Genomic DNA, 15,685 nt, shown 5'->3' with positions numbered 1-15,685 from the left:
GAAAAATATAATGGAGAATCTAAGTAGGAGAGTAAAACGTTTCATTCTCATAGTTATTGATATGTCTATGTTGTTCATAGCTATGCTTGTGACAATGCTTTTTGTTGGTGTTTTTGCCGAGGTCAGTTGGGAGCAGATGCTTGGTTCCTATGTTGTGGTAGTAATTATATATTTAGTCGTAGCAAGTCAATGTAAGATATTTTCAATTCTTAATCGTTTTACAGATTATAGAGTGTTGTTTCGTTTAACAGTCTCATTAGTGATTGCTTATATGGCATTATCAGTGTTTGCTGGTGGTGTTTACAAAGGAGGGTATAGTTATCGATTTCTAATTCTTTCTTGGTTACTTTCAACCTTTCTTATGACATCTCCTCGTATTATTTGGCGTGAAATGAATAGTCGTAAAAAAAGATATAAGCTAGATGCTTCTAAAGTAAGAACTCTTGTTGTTGGAGCAGGTAGCGGTGGTTCTATTTTTATTCAAACTGTTTTGGAAACGGATTCAGATATTGATGTTGTGGGTATTGTGGATGCTGATACCAATAAACATGGCACTTATTTGCACGGTATAAAAGTAATGGGAAATCGTGAGAATATTCCAGCTTTAGTCGCCAACTATAATATTGAACAAGTGACAATCGCAATTCCATCTATCTCAGGGACAGAACGGGAAAAGTTAGTTGAAATTTGCAATCAATGCAGTGTTCGAGTGAATAGTATGCCAAGTGTAGAAGATGTTATTACTACAAAAATTTCAACACAAAATTTACGTGAAATTGATATTGCTGATCTTCTTGGTCGGAAAGAAATTGAACTGGACCAGACAACCTTGGGAGAGTTTTTTCGTCAAAAAACAGTTCTTGTGACAGGAGCTGGCGGCTCAATTGGTTCAGAAATTTGTCGTCAGATTTCAAATTTTAAGCCTGAAAAATTATTGCTATTAGGACATGGAGAGAATTCTATTTACTTAATTCACCGAGAACTATTGCAAAAATATGGTAAGGAAATAGAGATTATTCCTATCATTGCGGATATTCAGGACAGAGGCTTGATTTTTAATCTTATGAAAGAGTACCGTCCGAACTATGTTTACCATGCAGCAGCTCATAAGCATGTGCCACTGATGGAGTTTAATCCGAAAGAAGCTGTGAAAAATAATATTTTTGGGACGAAAAATGTGGCAGAAGCGGCTTGGGAGGCTTCAGTTGAAAAATTTGTCATGATTTCGACTGATAAGGCAGTCAACCCACCCAATGTAATGGGAGCAACTAAAAGAGTAGCAGAGATGATCGTGACGGGGCTTAACGATAAGGGAAAAACACAATTTGTCGCAGTTCGTTTTGGGAATGTTTTAGGCAGTCGTGGGTCAGTTGTACCTGTCTTTAAAGAACAGGTTGCAAAAGGGGGGCCACTTACAGTAACAGACTTCCGCATGACACGTTACTTTATGACTATCCCTGAAGCAAGCCGTCTAGTTATTCAGGCGGGTTATCAGGCAAAAGGTGGCGAAGTCTTTGTTCTTGATATGGGTGAGCCTGTCAAAATTGTAGATTTGGCTAAAAAAGTAATCAAATTAAGTGGTCACACTGAAGAAGAAATTGGTATTGTTGAATCTGGAATTCGCCCAGGAGAAAAGCTATACGAAGAACTTTTATCATCGGACGAACGTGTCAACGAGCAAATCCATGAAAAAATTTTTATTGGAAAAGTTACGTTAAAATCAGTTGAAGAAGTTGATAATTTTATTGCGATTCTACTAGACTTAGAAAACAAAACTTTAAAAGAGAAACTCATTGAATTTGCGAAACAGGAGTGAGAAATGTATAACCATTTTAAAAGATTGATAGACTTTTTGTTTTCAGGAGTAGCGATTGTGTTACTAAGCCCAGTTTTATTAATTATTGCTATCTGGATCAAATTAGATTCAAAAGGTTCTGTTCTTTTTAAACAAAGACGAGTAGGTAAGGATAAAGAATATTTTATGATTTATAAGTTTCGGTCTATGTATATTGATACACCAGCCGATACACCGACACACCTACTAAAAGATCCTACAGCAATGATTACTAAATCTGGCGCTTTTTTACGAAGAACAAGTCTAGATGAATTACCACAACTCTTTAATATTTTTAAAGGAGAAATGGCAATTATTGGTCCTCGACCAGCTCTTTGGAATCAGTATGATTTGATTGAAGAACGTGATAAATACGGTGTTAATGATATTCGACCAGGATTGACTGGATGGGCGCAAATCAATGGTCGTGATGAACTTGAAATTGATGAAAAAGCTAAGTTAGACAGCTACTATGTTGACAATATGTCGTTTGCTTTTGATATAAAATGTTTCTTTGGTACTTTCTTGAGTGTCGTAAAGAGTGAAGGCGTTGTTGAGGGGGGGACAGGAATGAAGAAGGAGAACTAGATGAAAAAGGTACTGATTACAGGAGCAAACTCCTATATAGGTACATCTGTTGAGCGCTGGTTACTACACTCTGATAACGAGTATGTAGTTGATACCTTAGATGTGAAGAGCCCCAAATGGATTGAACACGACTTTTCAATATATGATTCAGTATTTCATGTGGCAGGAATCGCACATTTCTCTAAAGATGAGAGTAAGAAAGATTTATATTATCAAGTTAACACTAAATTAACATATCAAGTAGCTAAAAAAGTAAAGGATGCTAATGTTTCTCAATTTATCTTCATGAGCAGCATAATTGTTTATGGAGATAGTACATCTAGAGAACGACTCATTACAAAAGATACAATTCCAACTCCAAGCGATTTTTATGGGGATAGTAAGTATCAAGCAGAATTAAAGATTCAAACTTTGGTAGATGAAAAGTTTAAGGTTGTCATTATTCGACCACCAATGATATATGGCAAAGGTTCTAAAGGAAATTATCCACGACTTTCAAAGTTAGCACAAAAATTACCAGTTTTTCCTAATTATGAAAATAAACGAAGTATGTTGCATATTGATAACCTTTGTGAGTTTATAAAGCAAGTTATTGATGGTAACTTGGAAGGTGTACTGTTTCCGCAAAACAAGGAATACGTAGCTACTAGTCAACTTGTAAAAACTGTTGCTAGTGTACATCATCATAAGATTAATCTAACCAAAATGTTTAATCCAATTATTCAATTGCTATTTTTTAATGATAATATAAAAAAAATGTTTGGAAATTTAATGTATGAAACGACGATGAGTCAGTATGATTTTGAATATCAAATTAGAGATTTTGAAGAATCAATAGAATTAACAGAATTATAATGGGAGTATGATAGTGGAAAAGAAATATGCCCTCATTGTGGCTAGTGTTGCTTCGATGATAGAGCAGTTTAATATGCATAATATTTGTCTATTACAGGAGCAGGGATATGAGGTTCATATTGCGACAAATTTTGAAAACGGGAGTACAATTTCTGATGAGCGAATTATTCAACTGAAAGAAGAGCTAAATAGCAATAATGTTAAGTTTTTTCAGATTGATTTTAGTAGGAATGTCGGTAATTTTATAAGTCATAAAAAAGCATATTCTCAACTAAGAAGAATTAGCGAATTGTATAACTATTCACTCATGCATTGTCATTCTCCAATTGGTGGAGTACTTGCAAGACTTGTATTTAGAAATTCTTCAACGAAAATTATTTATACAGCACATGGATTTCAGTTTTACAAAGGGGGACGTGTCAGAGACTGGGTGTTATTCTATCCTATTGAATATATTTTTTCTTATTTTACTGATATTTTAATTACGATTAACAATGAAGATTATGCTTTGGCTACTACTTCGATGAAAGCAAAGAAAGTTTTCAAAGTGGATGGTGTTGGTATTGAATATTCAAAAATTCGGGCATCTGCTACTGGCAACAAATCATCAAAAATAAGGCATTCTCTTGGATTATCGGAAGAAGAAATAATATTAATTTCGGTGGGGGAATTGAGTGTTCGAAAGAATCATATGATTATTATTAAAGCTCTTGCTATGCTCGATTTACCAAATCTTACGTACTTAATTATTGGTCAAGGGGAACAAGAATTAGTTATTAAAAAATATTTGGAAGCAAATAATTTATGTAATAAAGTTTTGTTACTTGGTTATCGTAAAAACATTCCGCAATTACTTCAAGAGAGCGACATTTTTTGTTTTCCTTCTAAAAGAGAAGGGTTGGGCTTAGCAGCAATTGAAGCGATGGCAGCAGGTCTTCCGATATTAACTTCTAACGTTAATGGAATAAATGATTATTCTATAAGTGGAGAAACTGGTTATAAATACCATTTTGATGATGTAGAGGGGTTTGCAGAGGGGATTTGCCGATTACTAGATAATGAAACACGTCAAAGAATAGGAGAGCACAATGTCCATGCCGCAAAAAAATATGATATTGCACAAGTGAATCAGCAAATGAAAGCTATTTACAGTCAATTATAAGGAGAAAAAATGGTCATTTTTTATTTTATTTTTCTATTGTTGATTTGCCTGAGCCTTGTATTTCCTAGCAGTAAAATAGTATTTGGGATGAATTCTTTGCTACTATGGATTTTGTTTGCTTTCAACCGCGGCGGTGCCGACTATATAGGCTATAGAGCAATGTTTTATACCTTTGGAAATGAGGCAGTACATTTTGATTTTAAAGGAGATTCATTGTGGAAGCTGCTTAATCAAATCTTTTATCAAATGCATTTTAGCTTGGAAATATTTCTAACAGTCATTCTTACCTGTGCAGTTGTTTCCTATTTGCTTTTTATCAAAAAATATTCCAAAAACCCTAATATTGTACTTGCTTTAAGCAGTGTATATCCTTTAGTAGATAACATCATACAGAAACGTTTTTTTTTAGCGATGGCAATTTTAATATGGATTGTTCCGATTTGTTTAAAGTATAGATATAGTTATAAACGATTGTTCTATTCGACAGTATTCATCTACCTATCATATTTGATACACTCAGGATATGCTATCATGTTACTTTTATTAGTACCTATTTATTGTATAGATAGAGAGTTTAAAAGTAGAATGATAGGGTATCTAACAGTATTATCTGTAGTTTTAGGAAGTGTAGCTTTGAAATTTGCTCCGTTATTGATATCTAGTAGTAAGTTATATTTATACTTGGAAGATACTTCTTTAAAGACAAATCTTTGGAAATTGGTGGTTCATGTTGCCATTATTTTTATCTATACAGGACTTGTATATCAATCATATCGACCGTTAGTAAAAGAACATCCAGAAAACAAAGAGTTTCATCAAGTATTAATGTGGATTTCATCAGGGATGTTGCTATTCATTCCTTTTGTATTACTCAATTCTACATTTTTTAGATTTCCGCGACTTTTATTTTTATTCGTGTTTATCATGATTTCCAATTTATTCAATGTGAAAGACTATAAGATAAAATTACATACATTTAATGTATTACTTATAATGATGGGGATACAGGTGGCAATGTTTGCGATGATGTATGTCTTGACAGGAAATGCAGGTTTTAATAGTTTGGTGCGCCCATTGATTGAATTAAATGAAGTTTTGCAGCATGTAGTGAGGTAAGGAGAGAGTAAGTGGATAAAGTTTCAATAATTATACCGGTCTATAATGTAGCACAGTATATTGAAGAATGTTTAAAAAGTATCCAAGAGCAAAGCCATTTTAATATAGAAATTATTCTTGTTAATGATGGTAGCACAGATAAGTCCGAGCAAATCATTGAATCTATTATTTGTAGTGATACACGTTTTGTTTATTTGAAACAAAAAAATAAAGGTGTATCAGCTGCACGGAATGCTGGGATATCAGTTGCTACAGGAGATTATGTGTTATTTGTAGATGGCGATGATGTTTTAGAAAAGAACTGTATAGATATATTACTGAAAGTAGCGCAAAAAGAAGGTTCAGATGTAGTCCTTTTTCCATTTGTGAAATTATTTGAAAAACATCAAGAGGAATGTCTTCTTTTTGGAAGGAGAACGAGTACAAGCTTTAATTTTAGAGATTATGTTTATAGACGATTATTTGGCTTGCTTGACGATGAACTTTGCAAACCTCTAGAAATTGAGCGATTAAATACAGTTTGGGGGAAATTATATACCTATTCTGTGATAAAAAATATAGCATTTCAAGATATGGATAAAATTGGTTCAGAGGATTTGGCATTTAACGTGGCTGTATTGCAACACTGTCGCAATGTACATTACACCGATAAGACATATTATTATTATCGTAAAACATCTGCCGATAGTCTCACTAAACGATATGACAATCAGGCTTTTCAAAAATGGTTTAACCTATATACTCTATTAGAAAAGCATATAGAAATAAATCAGCTTTCAGACGAGTATCGACTTGCTTTAAAAAATAGAATAATTATCAATCTTTTTCCACTATTATTAAATATATTTATGTCTGATTTAGCTTGGAAGAATAAAATGTCAGAGGTCAAGATTTTGTTAAATCATCCTCAATATGAACAACTATTTAAAACATTTTCTATGAATAATTTACCAATGCTATGGAACATTTTCTATACATTGTGCAAAAAAAAGAATGTATATGGTTTGTATTTATTTATAACATTAGCAATGAAAGTGAAGTAAGTTATGAAAGCAGCACTAATTATACCTTATTTTGGTAAATTTAATTCATATTTCTCATTATTTTTGAACTCTTGTTCAAATAGTGAGTTGGTTGATTTTTTGATTTTTACTGATGATAAGGCTCATTACGATTATCCATCAAATTTTAAGGTGGTATATACTACATTTGAGGAGATGAACCAACGGATTATAGACAAAGTTGGTCTTTCTCAGCACTTACAACGTCCGTATAAGCTGTGTGATTACAGACCAATATATGGCTTTCTTTTTGAAGAATATCTAGCGGACTATGCTTATTGGGGATATTGTGATACGGATTTAATTTTTGGGGATTTAGACAGATTTTTAGCTCCCATCTTTAGAGAAAAGTATGAAAAAATTTTTTGTTTTGGGCATTGTACGTTGATAAAAAATACTGCTGAAAATAATCGTTTGCTACTAACAGATGATGTAATGGTCAGTAAACTGAAGGATATAGACAATAATTATTCACTAGATGAAGAATTCAATGGAAGTATCAATAACTTATTTATGCAATGTCAAAAAAGTATGTACACCAAGGAACTTCAAGCAAATACTTATACCAAAACGTCAAATTTTTATTTAACGAAATGGAATAAGAAGCTTCAAAAGTATGAGATTATCAAGCGGAAAAATCATGTATTCGTTCGTGAAGAAAAAGGTTTATTTGAGTATTTTATAGAAGATGGTCAGCTGATAAAGAAAGAGTATCTATATATGCATTTTCAATCACGTCCAATGGAACTTAAGGTGGATTGCAACAGTTCAATCTATAAAATTATACCGAACGCTTTTGAACCATTAGAGTATACAGAAGTTAGTCTAGATAATTTCGCGAAAATCAAAAAGAAAAATTGGAACTTACATTATTTTAAATTACGTTCTAAAAACCTTAAAATAAAACTAGAAAGAAAATTAAAAAAATGGAAGTAGATATTAGCGTTATCATCCCCGCTTACAATGCAGAAAAGACAATAGAAAAATGTATCGAAAGTGTATTGGTACAGACTGGATGTAGCTATGAGATGGTAATTGTGAATGATGGCTCAACAGATCGAACACCAGAAATTATTGAGCAATATAAGAAACAATACGATAATATTGTATATATTAGTCAAGAGAATAAGGGATTGAGTCGTACTAAAAATGTTGCTTTAGACCTTATTTCTGGCAATCATTTTATTATTTTAGATAGTGACGACTATTTGCCAGCTGGTATTTTTAAAGTTATGTCACAGTATTTTGGTGAAGATTTATCATTATATAGTTTTACCCAACATAAGAATGGTAAATGTGTGTCAAAAAGTATTTGGGAACAATTTGGTACATATAGTTTTGATGAACTATTTTCTAATTATAGTAATTTAGAACGATTAAATGCAACAATGGTTCGTCTGTTTAAGACAGAGCTTCAGCAAAAATACCAGTTATTTTATAATGTGGAATCTCATTATTCTGAGGATACCCAGTTTAATTATACTTACTATAAATATTGTAAGGAAATTGTTGTTGAACCAGCAGTAGCTTATTGTGTTGAATTGACAGAAAACTCTTTGTCGCGTCAATTTTACGGTGGTAAAGCTGAGGAAATGAAAGTTTGTTATAGTCTAGCTAAGCAATTTTTAAAGTCTAATGTAGCCTTAGGAAATACTTTTATTAAGTTATATAAAAATTTCGCTTTAGATGAGATAGGTGCGGGTGTTTCAAAAAGTAAATTTATTTCATTGACAAAAGATTTTCATACTGTGGCCAATACGTCACTTCAATCTTCGGGAAGTTGCCATAATCAGATGCTAGCATGGTTATTTAATAATAAGAAGTATGGACTACTTTATTGGATGATGTTATTAAACTTTAGATTAGTATATAAGATGAATAGAGAGTAACTTCTACATCTGCTTTGAAAGATTTTGGAGGTTAAAATAGAATAATGGCTAAGTTATCCGTAATCGTCCCAGTTTATAATGTAGAGAATTATTTAAGACGCTGTTTGGATAGTATTTTGCAACAGACTTATAAAGATATTGAAATTATAGTTGTAGATGATGGTTCGACAGATGACTCTGCTCAGATTATTAAACAATATGTAGAAGAAAATTCTAATATTATAGCTATTTATAGCTCAAATAAAGGTGTTTCTCACGCGAGAAATCTAGGAATACAACATTCAAATGGTGAGTATATTATTTTTGTTGATAGTGACGATTATATTCTTCCTACTTTTTGTGAAAAAATGCTTCAATATACTCAATATGATTTAGTTATATGTCATTATGAGAGAAAGGATTATTGTCCAAAAACTGCAAATCAATTAGGTTTAGAGTCAAATATACTAGTAAATTTTCCAAATTTTTTAATATTGTTTGAGTCTAAATTATTAAATCCTCCCGTTTGTAGGCTATATAGTCGTGATTTAATCTCGGTTTTTTTTGATGAAAATTTGGAGTATGGTGAGGATCTATTATTTAATATAGAATATGTCAAAAATTGTAGTCGAATTAAATTGTTAGATGATGTATTATATTATTATGAATATAATCCGAATTCTATCACATCTACTTATCAGGAAAAAAGGGTTGCTGAAATAAAAAAAGTTACATACAAGTGTCTTGATGTTGTGACAGAGATATTTGGAAAAAACATTAACTATCACTTTATTGTAGAATATTATTTTGTTTGCCAATATGTTTTATTACAGCAGTTAATTTTCTCAAAACAATATTCTTTTAAAGAGAAACGAAGATTCGTGAAAGATGCTTTAGCAAAATTTGATGCATGGCTGATGACTGAACGGAAAAAAGTTTCTTTTAAGAGCTCTACTATAAAATTATTTTCGATGTTTTTGAATATGAAAAATCCGCTATTATTAATCATTTTTGTACAGATGCAAATTTTTTTTGTGAATAGAAAGAAAAGAAAATAGATGAAATTAATAAGTGTTATCATTCCTGTATACAATGTAGAGGAATATCTATCAACTTGCATAGAGAGCATTCTTTGTCAAAACTATCAGTATTTAGAAATTATATTGGTTAATGATGGCTCAACAGATTCTTCGGGGAAGATTTGTGAAAGGTATCAGAAAATAGATGAGAGAATAAAGGTACTTCATAAGCAAAATGGAGGTCTATCGGATGCTCGGAATAAGGGAACAGAAATTGCTAGCGGAGACTATATCACATACGTGGATTCAGATGATTTTATAGCTGAGAACTATATTGAAGAATTATATAATATTTTGTTAAAAAAAGAGGCTGATATAGCAGTTTGTTCTTATATTGATTATAGAGAGGGGGAAACTTGCGAAGAGAAGAGTCTGTTGAAAAATTGGACAATATCTTTGTATAGTTCTGCTGACATCATTCAATTAATGTATGACTTTAATCGATTTAAATCAAGCTTAACAACAGCGTGGGGGCTATTACTTCCTAGCAAGGTTGCTAAAAAAGTCACGTTTCCAAAGGGAAAATTGCATGAAGATGAATTTACGACCTACAAGTATTATCTTGAAGTGGAGAAAGTTGCGGTAACAAATCAGCCGCTGTATTTTTATCGCTATCGAAAAGATTCGATTATGAATAAGGAATTTAATTGTAAGAGATTAGATGCTATAGAAGCATTGGAAGAGCGTTTAAGTATTATTGAGCAAAAAGGCATTGATATTTACAAAACGGTTTGTGCCTATCTCTATTTGTTATTATTGTATAAGTATCAATTGGAAAAAAGCAATATTGTCTATCAAGATGATTTAACTAGTAAATTTAAGGCCTATTTTAAAAAATATAGAAATATTTTGTCGTTGAAAGATAGAGTCCGCTTTTTTGTAATAAAATTGCTTGGGAGTTATTTTTTCGAAATCAAAAGGATTGTTGGACGTATTTGAGAATAAAATGAAAAAAATATATATATGCCACACAGTTTATCATTTGTTAATTGCTCTTTGTAAACTTGATTTAAATGAAAAAAACATGGTTATTTTATTTAATAAAATCCCTAAACGAGAAGAAATTGCGCAAATATTAAGAGAGCACAAGCTAGAAGTTCAAATATATTCCGAGTCAGAAAAAAAATATATAGGTTTTCCTGCTGCTGACGAGGAGAGTCTTTTCTTATTTAATGATTGGACGAATATAGGGGATTTTTTTAGAAAAAATAAAATGGAATATCATTTGATTGAGGATGGATATAACTATTTTTCTGTAAATATTTACAAAAAAAAGACACGATTTCTTATTAGAGCTTACTACACATTATTTAAAAAAGATGAACGTCCCTTAGGTTACTCGCGATTTTGTAAGTCTATTGAGGTTAATTCTTTAGCAGTTATTCCTTGGGATAGTCGTTGGAAGAAGTTTGTCAGTGTTTCAAGAACAGAACTTTTTGAGAAAATTCCATCAAAAAATCGTCAATTGATATTTACATTATTTCATGTAGAGGAATTTCATATTAAAAGTCAATCGGTCTTGGTCTTGACACAACCACTAGCGGCTGATAGATGGTATAAGACAGCTACTGAAAGTTTTCAGACTCTAGATGAACAATTTGACTATTATCAAAAAATTATCGAAAAATATCGTATGTTAGGCTATACTGTTTATCTGAAAATACACCCCCGTGATAAAGTAGACTATAGTTCGCTCAATGTTACACTGCTACCCCAAAATATACCAATGGAACTTTTAGATATGGTATGCGACCAAAAATTTAGTATAGGTGTTACTCATTCGTCAACTGCTCTGGATTTTTTAAATTGTGTAGAGGAAAAAATTACTTTATTCGATCTGAAAGGGATGAAATGAACACAAAAAAACTCATGACCTCAGGTTTCTTATATACACTGGGGAATATATTTGTACAGGCAATTGGATTCATCACTCTTCCTATTTTCACTCGCATTATTTCTCAAGAGGTATTTGGAAAGTTTAGTTTATTCTCTTCCTACATGAGTATCTTTATGTTGGTGATTGGTTTACAGGTTTCTGGTTCCTTAAGTGCAGCAAAAGTAAAATATGCGAATGAGTATGATCGTTATGCTGTCAGTGCCTTTCATTTTTCGGGTTTATTTGCTTTTAGTTTGCTCTTACTAGCGCTCTTATTTCGAAAGTTACTGGGAGACTTATTCGGTTTTTCTGAACAAGTTATTGTTCTCTTAGCTGTCCAAACGTTCAATGGATATTGTTCTGGTTTTTTGGGAGCATATTTTATCCAAAAACAAGAGAGCGTCGCTAATTTTTTGTTATCTTTTGGTAGTGCAATTGTGAATACTGTAATTTCCATAGGATTGATTACAGTTATGACAGATGATTTTTTGGCACGCGTTTATGGAGGTGTTATTCCAAGCAGTGTGCTCATGATAATTACAGTCATTTATTTTCAGCGAAAAAAACAACCGTTTTTTGATAAAAAGTATTTGTCCTTTATGTTGATGATTTCTTTGCCTCTTATTTTTCATCAATTAGGACACTTAGTTTTAAATCAGTTAGATAGAATTATGCTTGGTAAGATGCTGTCTATCAAGGAAGTTGCGATTTATAGTTTTGGCTATACAATGGGAATGATTATACAGACTGTTTTAAATAGCATTAATATGGCGTGGATTCCTTGGTTTTTTGAAGCTAAGAAAAAGAAAGATAAACGTTTACATTACTATGTGTTACGCTATTTGGCTCTTGGGCTATTTTTAACATTAGGTTATTTAACGATTTTTCCAGATTTAGCTCTGTTGATGGGTGGGGAGAAATACAGTCAAAGTATTGATTTTATAGCGATGATTATTATCAGTTACTTTTTTGTGTTTCTATATACTTTCCCAGTCAATATTCAATTTTACTATGCGAATACAAGGATGATTCCTATTGGTACGATTGCTGCGGGAGTAGTAAATGCTGTTTTGAACTACTTTTTCATTCCAAAATTTGGAATTTACGGTGCAGCAGTTGCTACGGTATTATCTTATCTAAGTTTATTGGTTTTTCACCATATCATTTCTAGAAAAAGATATCAATATGATGAGGTAACTGTCAAGGTGTTCCTTATCTTTTCTCTGATTGCAATTGGTTATGCTTTACTGATGAATCAATTTTCAGACAGTTTACCAATTCGTTGGTGTTTAGGAATAATGGTTGTGATCGCTTATGGTGTTTATTTTAAAACAGATGTACAAGCGCTTTATCAAGTGATTGTTCGAAAGAAAAAGGAGTAGTTAAGTGGTTTATATTATTGCAGAAATTGGCTGTAATCATAATGGTGATGTTCAGCTAGCAAAAAAAATGGTCGATGTAGCAGTTGAGTGTGGTGTTGATGCTGTTAAATTTCAAACGTTTAAGGCAGAAAAGCTGATTTCTAAATTTGCCCCTAAAGCAGAGTATCAGAAAGCAACGACTGGTACAGCAGATAGTCAGTTAGAGATGACTAAACGACTTGAATTAAGTTTTGACGAGTACTTGGAAATGCGTGATTATGCACTTACAAAGGGAGTTGATACTTTTTCAACACCTTTTGATGATGAGTCGCTGGACTTTTTGATTTCAACAGATATGCCTGTTTACAAGATTCCTTCGGGGGAAATTACCAATTTACCATATCTCGAAAAAATTGGGAAGCAGCAAAAAAAGGTTATTTTATCAACGGGTATGGCAGTGATGGAAGAAATTCATCAAGCGGTGGACATTCTTCGACAAAATGGGACTACTGATATTTCTATTTTGCATTGTACAACAGAATATCCGACCCCATATCCATCTTTAAACCTAAATGTCATTCATACATTAAAAGAAGAATTCCCAGAATTGACGATTGGTTATTCTGATCACTCTATTGGTTCAGAAGTTCCTATTGCGGCAGCAGCAATGGGTGCAGAAGTCATTGAGAAGCATTTTACATTGGATACTGAAATGGAAGGACCGGATCATAAAGCAAGTGCGACTCCAGAAATTTTAGAAACTTTGGTAAAAGGGGTTAGAATTATCGAACAATCCTTAGGGCGTTTTGAAAAAATTCCAGATCCGGTCGAAGAAAAAAATAAAATTGTAGCTCGAAAATCTGTTGTAGCCTTACGACCAATTAAAAAAGGTGAAATCTTCTCAGAAGAAAATATTACCGTAAAACGACCAGGAAATGGTATTTCACCTATGTCATGGTATGAAGTTTTAGGTAAAGAAGCACAGGAAGACTTTGAAGAAGATGAAGTCATCCGCGATTCTCGCTTTGAAAATCAGTTGTAGCTAAAATATTCTTTTTTACTGAGTTGAGAAACAATTTTGGAAATATATAGGATTTAATATGAAAAAAATTTGTCTGGTTACAGGTTCTCGTGCTGAGTATGGCATTATGAAACCGTTAATTCAAAAACTATTTGACGATGAAGAAATTATTCCGGATATTGTTGTTACCGCAATGCATATGGAAGAGAAATACGGCAATACTTATCGTCAAATTGAAAGTGATGGTTTTCCAATTGCCTATAAAATTCCATTGAACTTAAGAGATACTCAGAAAGAAACTGTTTCAAAAAGTATGGCAAGATTGCAACTGGGTTTGACCGATATTTTCCAAGAAAATGAGTATGATTTAGTAGTCATTTTGGGAGATCGCTATGAAATGTTACCAGTTGTAAATGTTGCTCTTATTTATAATGTGCCGGTTTGTCATTTGCATGGAGGCGAAACGTCTCTTGGTAATTTTGATGAATATATTCGCCATGCGATTACCAAGATGAGTCACTTACATCTTGTTGCAGCTGAAATGTTTCGTCATCGTGTAATCCAGATGGGAGAACAGCCTCGATTTGTGATAAATACGGGCTCATTAGGCGTCGAAAATGCTTTATCAATTCCCTCTTTGTCAAAAATAGAATTAGAGGAGCAATTAGCTGTTAAGTTGGAAGAATCATATGTGGTTGTATTATATCATCCCGTAACTTTTGAAGAAGGCCTATCAGCTGGAGACCAAATGGCAATTGTATTGGAGGCATTAAGTCGATTTGGGCAACAATGTATTTTTATTGGTTCAAACTCCGATACTGGTTCTGATGAAATCTCCACGGCAATTGCTTCTTACCTTAAGAAACATCCAAATTGTCATAGTTTTACCTCATTGTCAACACAGCAGTATCATTCACTCATACGTCATTCAAATGGTTTAGTGGGGAATTCATCATCTGGTTTAATTGAAGTTCCGTCTTTAAATAGAGCTACTTTAAATATAGGTGATAGACAAAAAGGTAGATTGAGTGGTAGAAGTGTTTTAAATGTTTCTGTAGATAGCGATGAAATTTATACTGGATTAAAATCCTTGGAAAAGGTAACAGATTTTTCAAATCCATATTATCAGGAAGATGCCTCTCAGAAAGCGTATCGAGCTATTAAACAGTATCTTAATGAAACTCCTTCTATTTCACAACCTTTTTATGATTTAAACGTGGAGGGTTAATGTGAAAAAAAAATTGGCATTTTTAGGGGCTGGTAGTCATGCAGATGCGATTGTTCCTGTTATTGATAGATTAAGCTATGACTTTATTGGTTTTTTTGATGATAAAGATATTAAGGAACATGATGGCTACCCTATTTTAGGTCATCTGTACGATGTTTTGAAGTTTTTAGAGAGTGGAACAATTGATGCTGTTTTTATTACAATTGGGGATAATGCTAAAAGACGTGAATTGTTTGATTACGTTGCAAAGGATTATTATGATGCCATCATTAATATTATCAGCCCAAATGCTTTAGTACTAACTCCTGAAAGTATTTGTGGTAGAGGGATATTTATTGGATTTGGTGCTTTTATTGGCTCAAAAGTTCAATTATTTGACAACAATGTCGTGAATACTGGTGCCTTGATTGAACATCATACAATTGTGAAATCTCACTGTAATATTGCGCCCAATGCGACAATAAATGGACTTTGTAAAATAGAAGAAGAAGTTTATATTGGTAGTACGAGTGTCATTATTCAAACCTTAAGTATTGCTTCACAAACAACAATTGGTGCTGGTGCAGTGATTGTAAAAGACATTATAGAAAGCGGGACTTATGTTGGAGTTCCAGCGAAAAAAATTAAGTAGAGGTC

General features: G+C 32.6%; 15 protein-coding genes. All 15 read left to right on the top strand.

The window, feature by feature from the left end; genetic code table 11:
* Positions 1–10 precede the first annotated feature (10 nt).
* The 15 genes from ABID27_RS05585 to ABID27_RS05515 are packed head-to-tail and all read left to right on the top strand — an operon-like array spanning position 11 to position 15,680.
* Entirely contained in the window at positions 11–1,816 is a 1,806-nt protein-coding gene (locus ABID27_RS05585) for a polysaccharide biosynthesis protein (protein WP_253364151.1), read from the top strand.
* Between the two features lie 3 nt (positions 1,817–1,819).
* Positions 1,820–2,422 (top strand): sugar transferase, encoded by a 603-nt coding sequence (locus ABID27_RS05580; protein ID WP_354280838.1) that lies wholly within the window; start codon positions 1,820–1,822, stop codon positions 2,420–2,422.
* Positions 2,423–3,277, top strand: a complete 855-nt coding sequence (locus ABID27_RS05575; protein ID WP_253636091.1) for an NAD-dependent epimerase/dehydratase family protein — start codon at positions 2,423–2,425, stop codon at positions 3,275–3,277.
* A 13-nt stretch (positions 3,278–3,290) separates the two neighbouring features.
* Positions 3,291–4,439: a glycosyltransferase gene (locus tag ABID27_RS05570; protein ID WP_253636090.1), complete on the top strand. Its 1,149-nt coding sequence runs from the start codon at positions 3,291–3,293 to the stop codon at positions 4,437–4,439.
* A gap of 9 nt (positions 4,440–4,448) precedes the next feature.
* A complete protein-coding gene (locus tag ABID27_RS05565; RefSeq protein ID WP_354280835.1) occupies positions 4,449–5,555 on the top strand; it encodes an EpsG family protein in 1,107 nt (368 codons plus the stop codon).
* A gap of 11 nt (positions 5,556–5,566) precedes the next feature.
* Positions 5,567–6,598, top strand: coding sequence for a glycosyltransferase family 2 protein (locus tag ABID27_RS05560; RefSeq protein WP_354280833.1), 1,032 nt, complete (start codon positions 5,567–5,569; stop codon positions 6,596–6,598).
* Between the two features lie 3 nt (positions 6,599–6,601).
* Positions 6,602–7,552: a DUF6625 family protein gene (locus ABID27_RS05555; RefSeq protein WP_354280831.1), complete on the top strand. Its 951-nt coding sequence runs from the start codon at positions 6,602–6,604 to the stop codon at positions 7,550–7,552.
* Positions 7,543–8,505: a glycosyltransferase family 2 protein gene (locus ABID27_RS05550; RefSeq protein ID WP_354280829.1), complete on the top strand. Its 963-nt coding sequence runs from the start codon at positions 7,543–7,545 to the stop codon at positions 8,503–8,505. The genes ABID27_RS05555 and ABID27_RS05550 overlap by 10 nt, the downstream gene beginning before the upstream one ends.
* A 44-nt stretch (positions 8,506–8,549) precedes the next feature.
* The gene (locus ABID27_RS05545; protein ID WP_354280827.1) at positions 8,550–9,542 is read left to right on the top strand and encodes a glycosyltransferase family 2 protein; all 993 of its coding nucleotides are present in this window, start codon (positions 8,550–8,552) and stop codon (positions 9,540–9,542) included.
* On the top strand, positions 9,543–10,502 hold the full coding sequence (locus tag ABID27_RS05540; protein ID WP_354280825.1) for a glycosyltransferase family 2 protein: 960 nt from the start codon (positions 9,543–9,545) through the stop codon (positions 10,500–10,502).
* A 7-nt stretch (positions 10,503–10,509) separates the two neighbouring features.
* Positions 10,510–11,418, top strand: coding sequence for a glycosyltransferase family 52 (locus ABID27_RS05535; RefSeq protein WP_354280823.1), 909 nt, complete (start codon positions 10,510–10,512; stop codon positions 11,416–11,418).
* Positions 11,415–12,821, top strand: a complete 1,407-nt coding sequence (locus tag ABID27_RS05530) for an oligosaccharide flippase family protein (RefSeq protein ID WP_354280821.1) — start codon at positions 11,415–11,417, stop codon at positions 12,819–12,821. Before ABID27_RS05535 ends, ABID27_RS05530 begins: the two co-directional genes overlap by 4 nt.
* Before the next feature lie 4 nt (positions 12,822–12,825).
* The gene (gene neuB / locus ABID27_RS05525) at positions 12,826–13,842 is read left to right on the top strand and encodes an N-acetylneuraminate synthase (protein WP_354280819.1); all 1,017 of its coding nucleotides are present in this window, start codon (positions 12,826–12,828) and stop codon (positions 13,840–13,842) included.
* Positions 13,843–13,900: 58 nt separating this feature from the next.
* Complete coding sequence (neuC, locus tag ABID27_RS05520; RefSeq protein WP_354280817.1) at positions 13,901–15,049, top strand: UDP-N-acetylglucosamine 2-epimerase; 1,149 nt, start codon at positions 13,901–13,903, stop codon at positions 15,047–15,049.
* A gap of 1 nt (position 15,050) precedes the next feature.
* Positions 15,051–15,680 carry an acetyltransferase gene (locus tag ABID27_RS05515; RefSeq protein WP_354280815.1) on the top strand — a complete coding sequence of 210 codons (630 nt, stop codon included), beginning with the start codon at positions 15,051–15,053 and terminating at the stop codon, positions 15,678–15,680.
* Positions 15,681–15,685: the final 5 nt, after the last annotated feature.

The sequence above is a fragment of the Streptococcus gallinaceus genome, from assembly GCF_040545695.1.
GTDB lineage: Bacteria > Bacillota > Bacilli > Lactobacillales > Streptococcaceae > Streptococcus > Streptococcus gallinaceus.
The sequence above is the reverse complement of the archived record's forward strand: the minus strand, read 5'-3'. Positions and strand labels throughout refer to the sequence as shown.

Bases quoted from the DNA above. Each gene is read 5' to 3' on its own strand.
- ABID27_RS05550 (WP_354280829.1), top strand. From the start codon at position 7,543: ATGGAAGTAGATATTAGCGTTATCATCCCCGCTTACAATGCAGAAAAG.
- ABID27_RS05535 (WP_354280823.1), top strand. From the start codon at position 10,510: ATGAAAAAAATATATATATGCCACACAGTTTATCATTTGTTAATTGCT.
- neuC (WP_354280817.1), top strand. From the start codon at position 13,901: ATGAAAAAAATTTGTCTGGTTACAGGTTCTCGTGCTGAGTATGGCATT.
- ABID27_RS05530 (WP_354280821.1), top strand. From the start codon at position 11,415: ATGAACACAAAAAAACTCATGACCTCAGGTTTCTTATATACACTGGGG.
- ABID27_RS05540 (WP_354280825.1), top strand. From the start codon at position 9,543: ATGAAATTAATAAGTGTTATCATTCCTGTATACAATGTAGAGGAATAT.
- ABID27_RS05545 (WP_354280827.1), top strand. From the start codon at position 8,550: ATGGCTAAGTTATCCGTAATCGTCCCAGTTTATAATGTAGAGAATTAT.
- ABID27_RS05580 (WP_354280838.1), top strand. From the start codon at position 1,820: ATGTATAACCATTTTAAAAGATTGATAGACTTTTTGTTTTCAGGAGTA.
- ABID27_RS05575 (WP_253636091.1), top strand. From the start codon at position 2,423: ATGAAAAAGGTACTGATTACAGGAGCAAACTCCTATATAGGTACATCT.
- ABID27_RS05565 (WP_354280835.1), top strand. From the start codon at position 4,449: ATGGTCATTTTTTATTTTATTTTTCTATTGTTGATTTGCCTGAGCCTT.
- ABID27_RS05585 (WP_253364151.1), top strand. From the start codon at position 11: ATGGAGAATCTAAGTAGGAGAGTAAAACGTTTCATTCTCATAGTTATT.
- ABID27_RS05555 (WP_354280831.1), top strand. From the start codon at position 6,602: ATGAAAGCAGCACTAATTATACCTTATTTTGGTAAATTTAATTCATAT.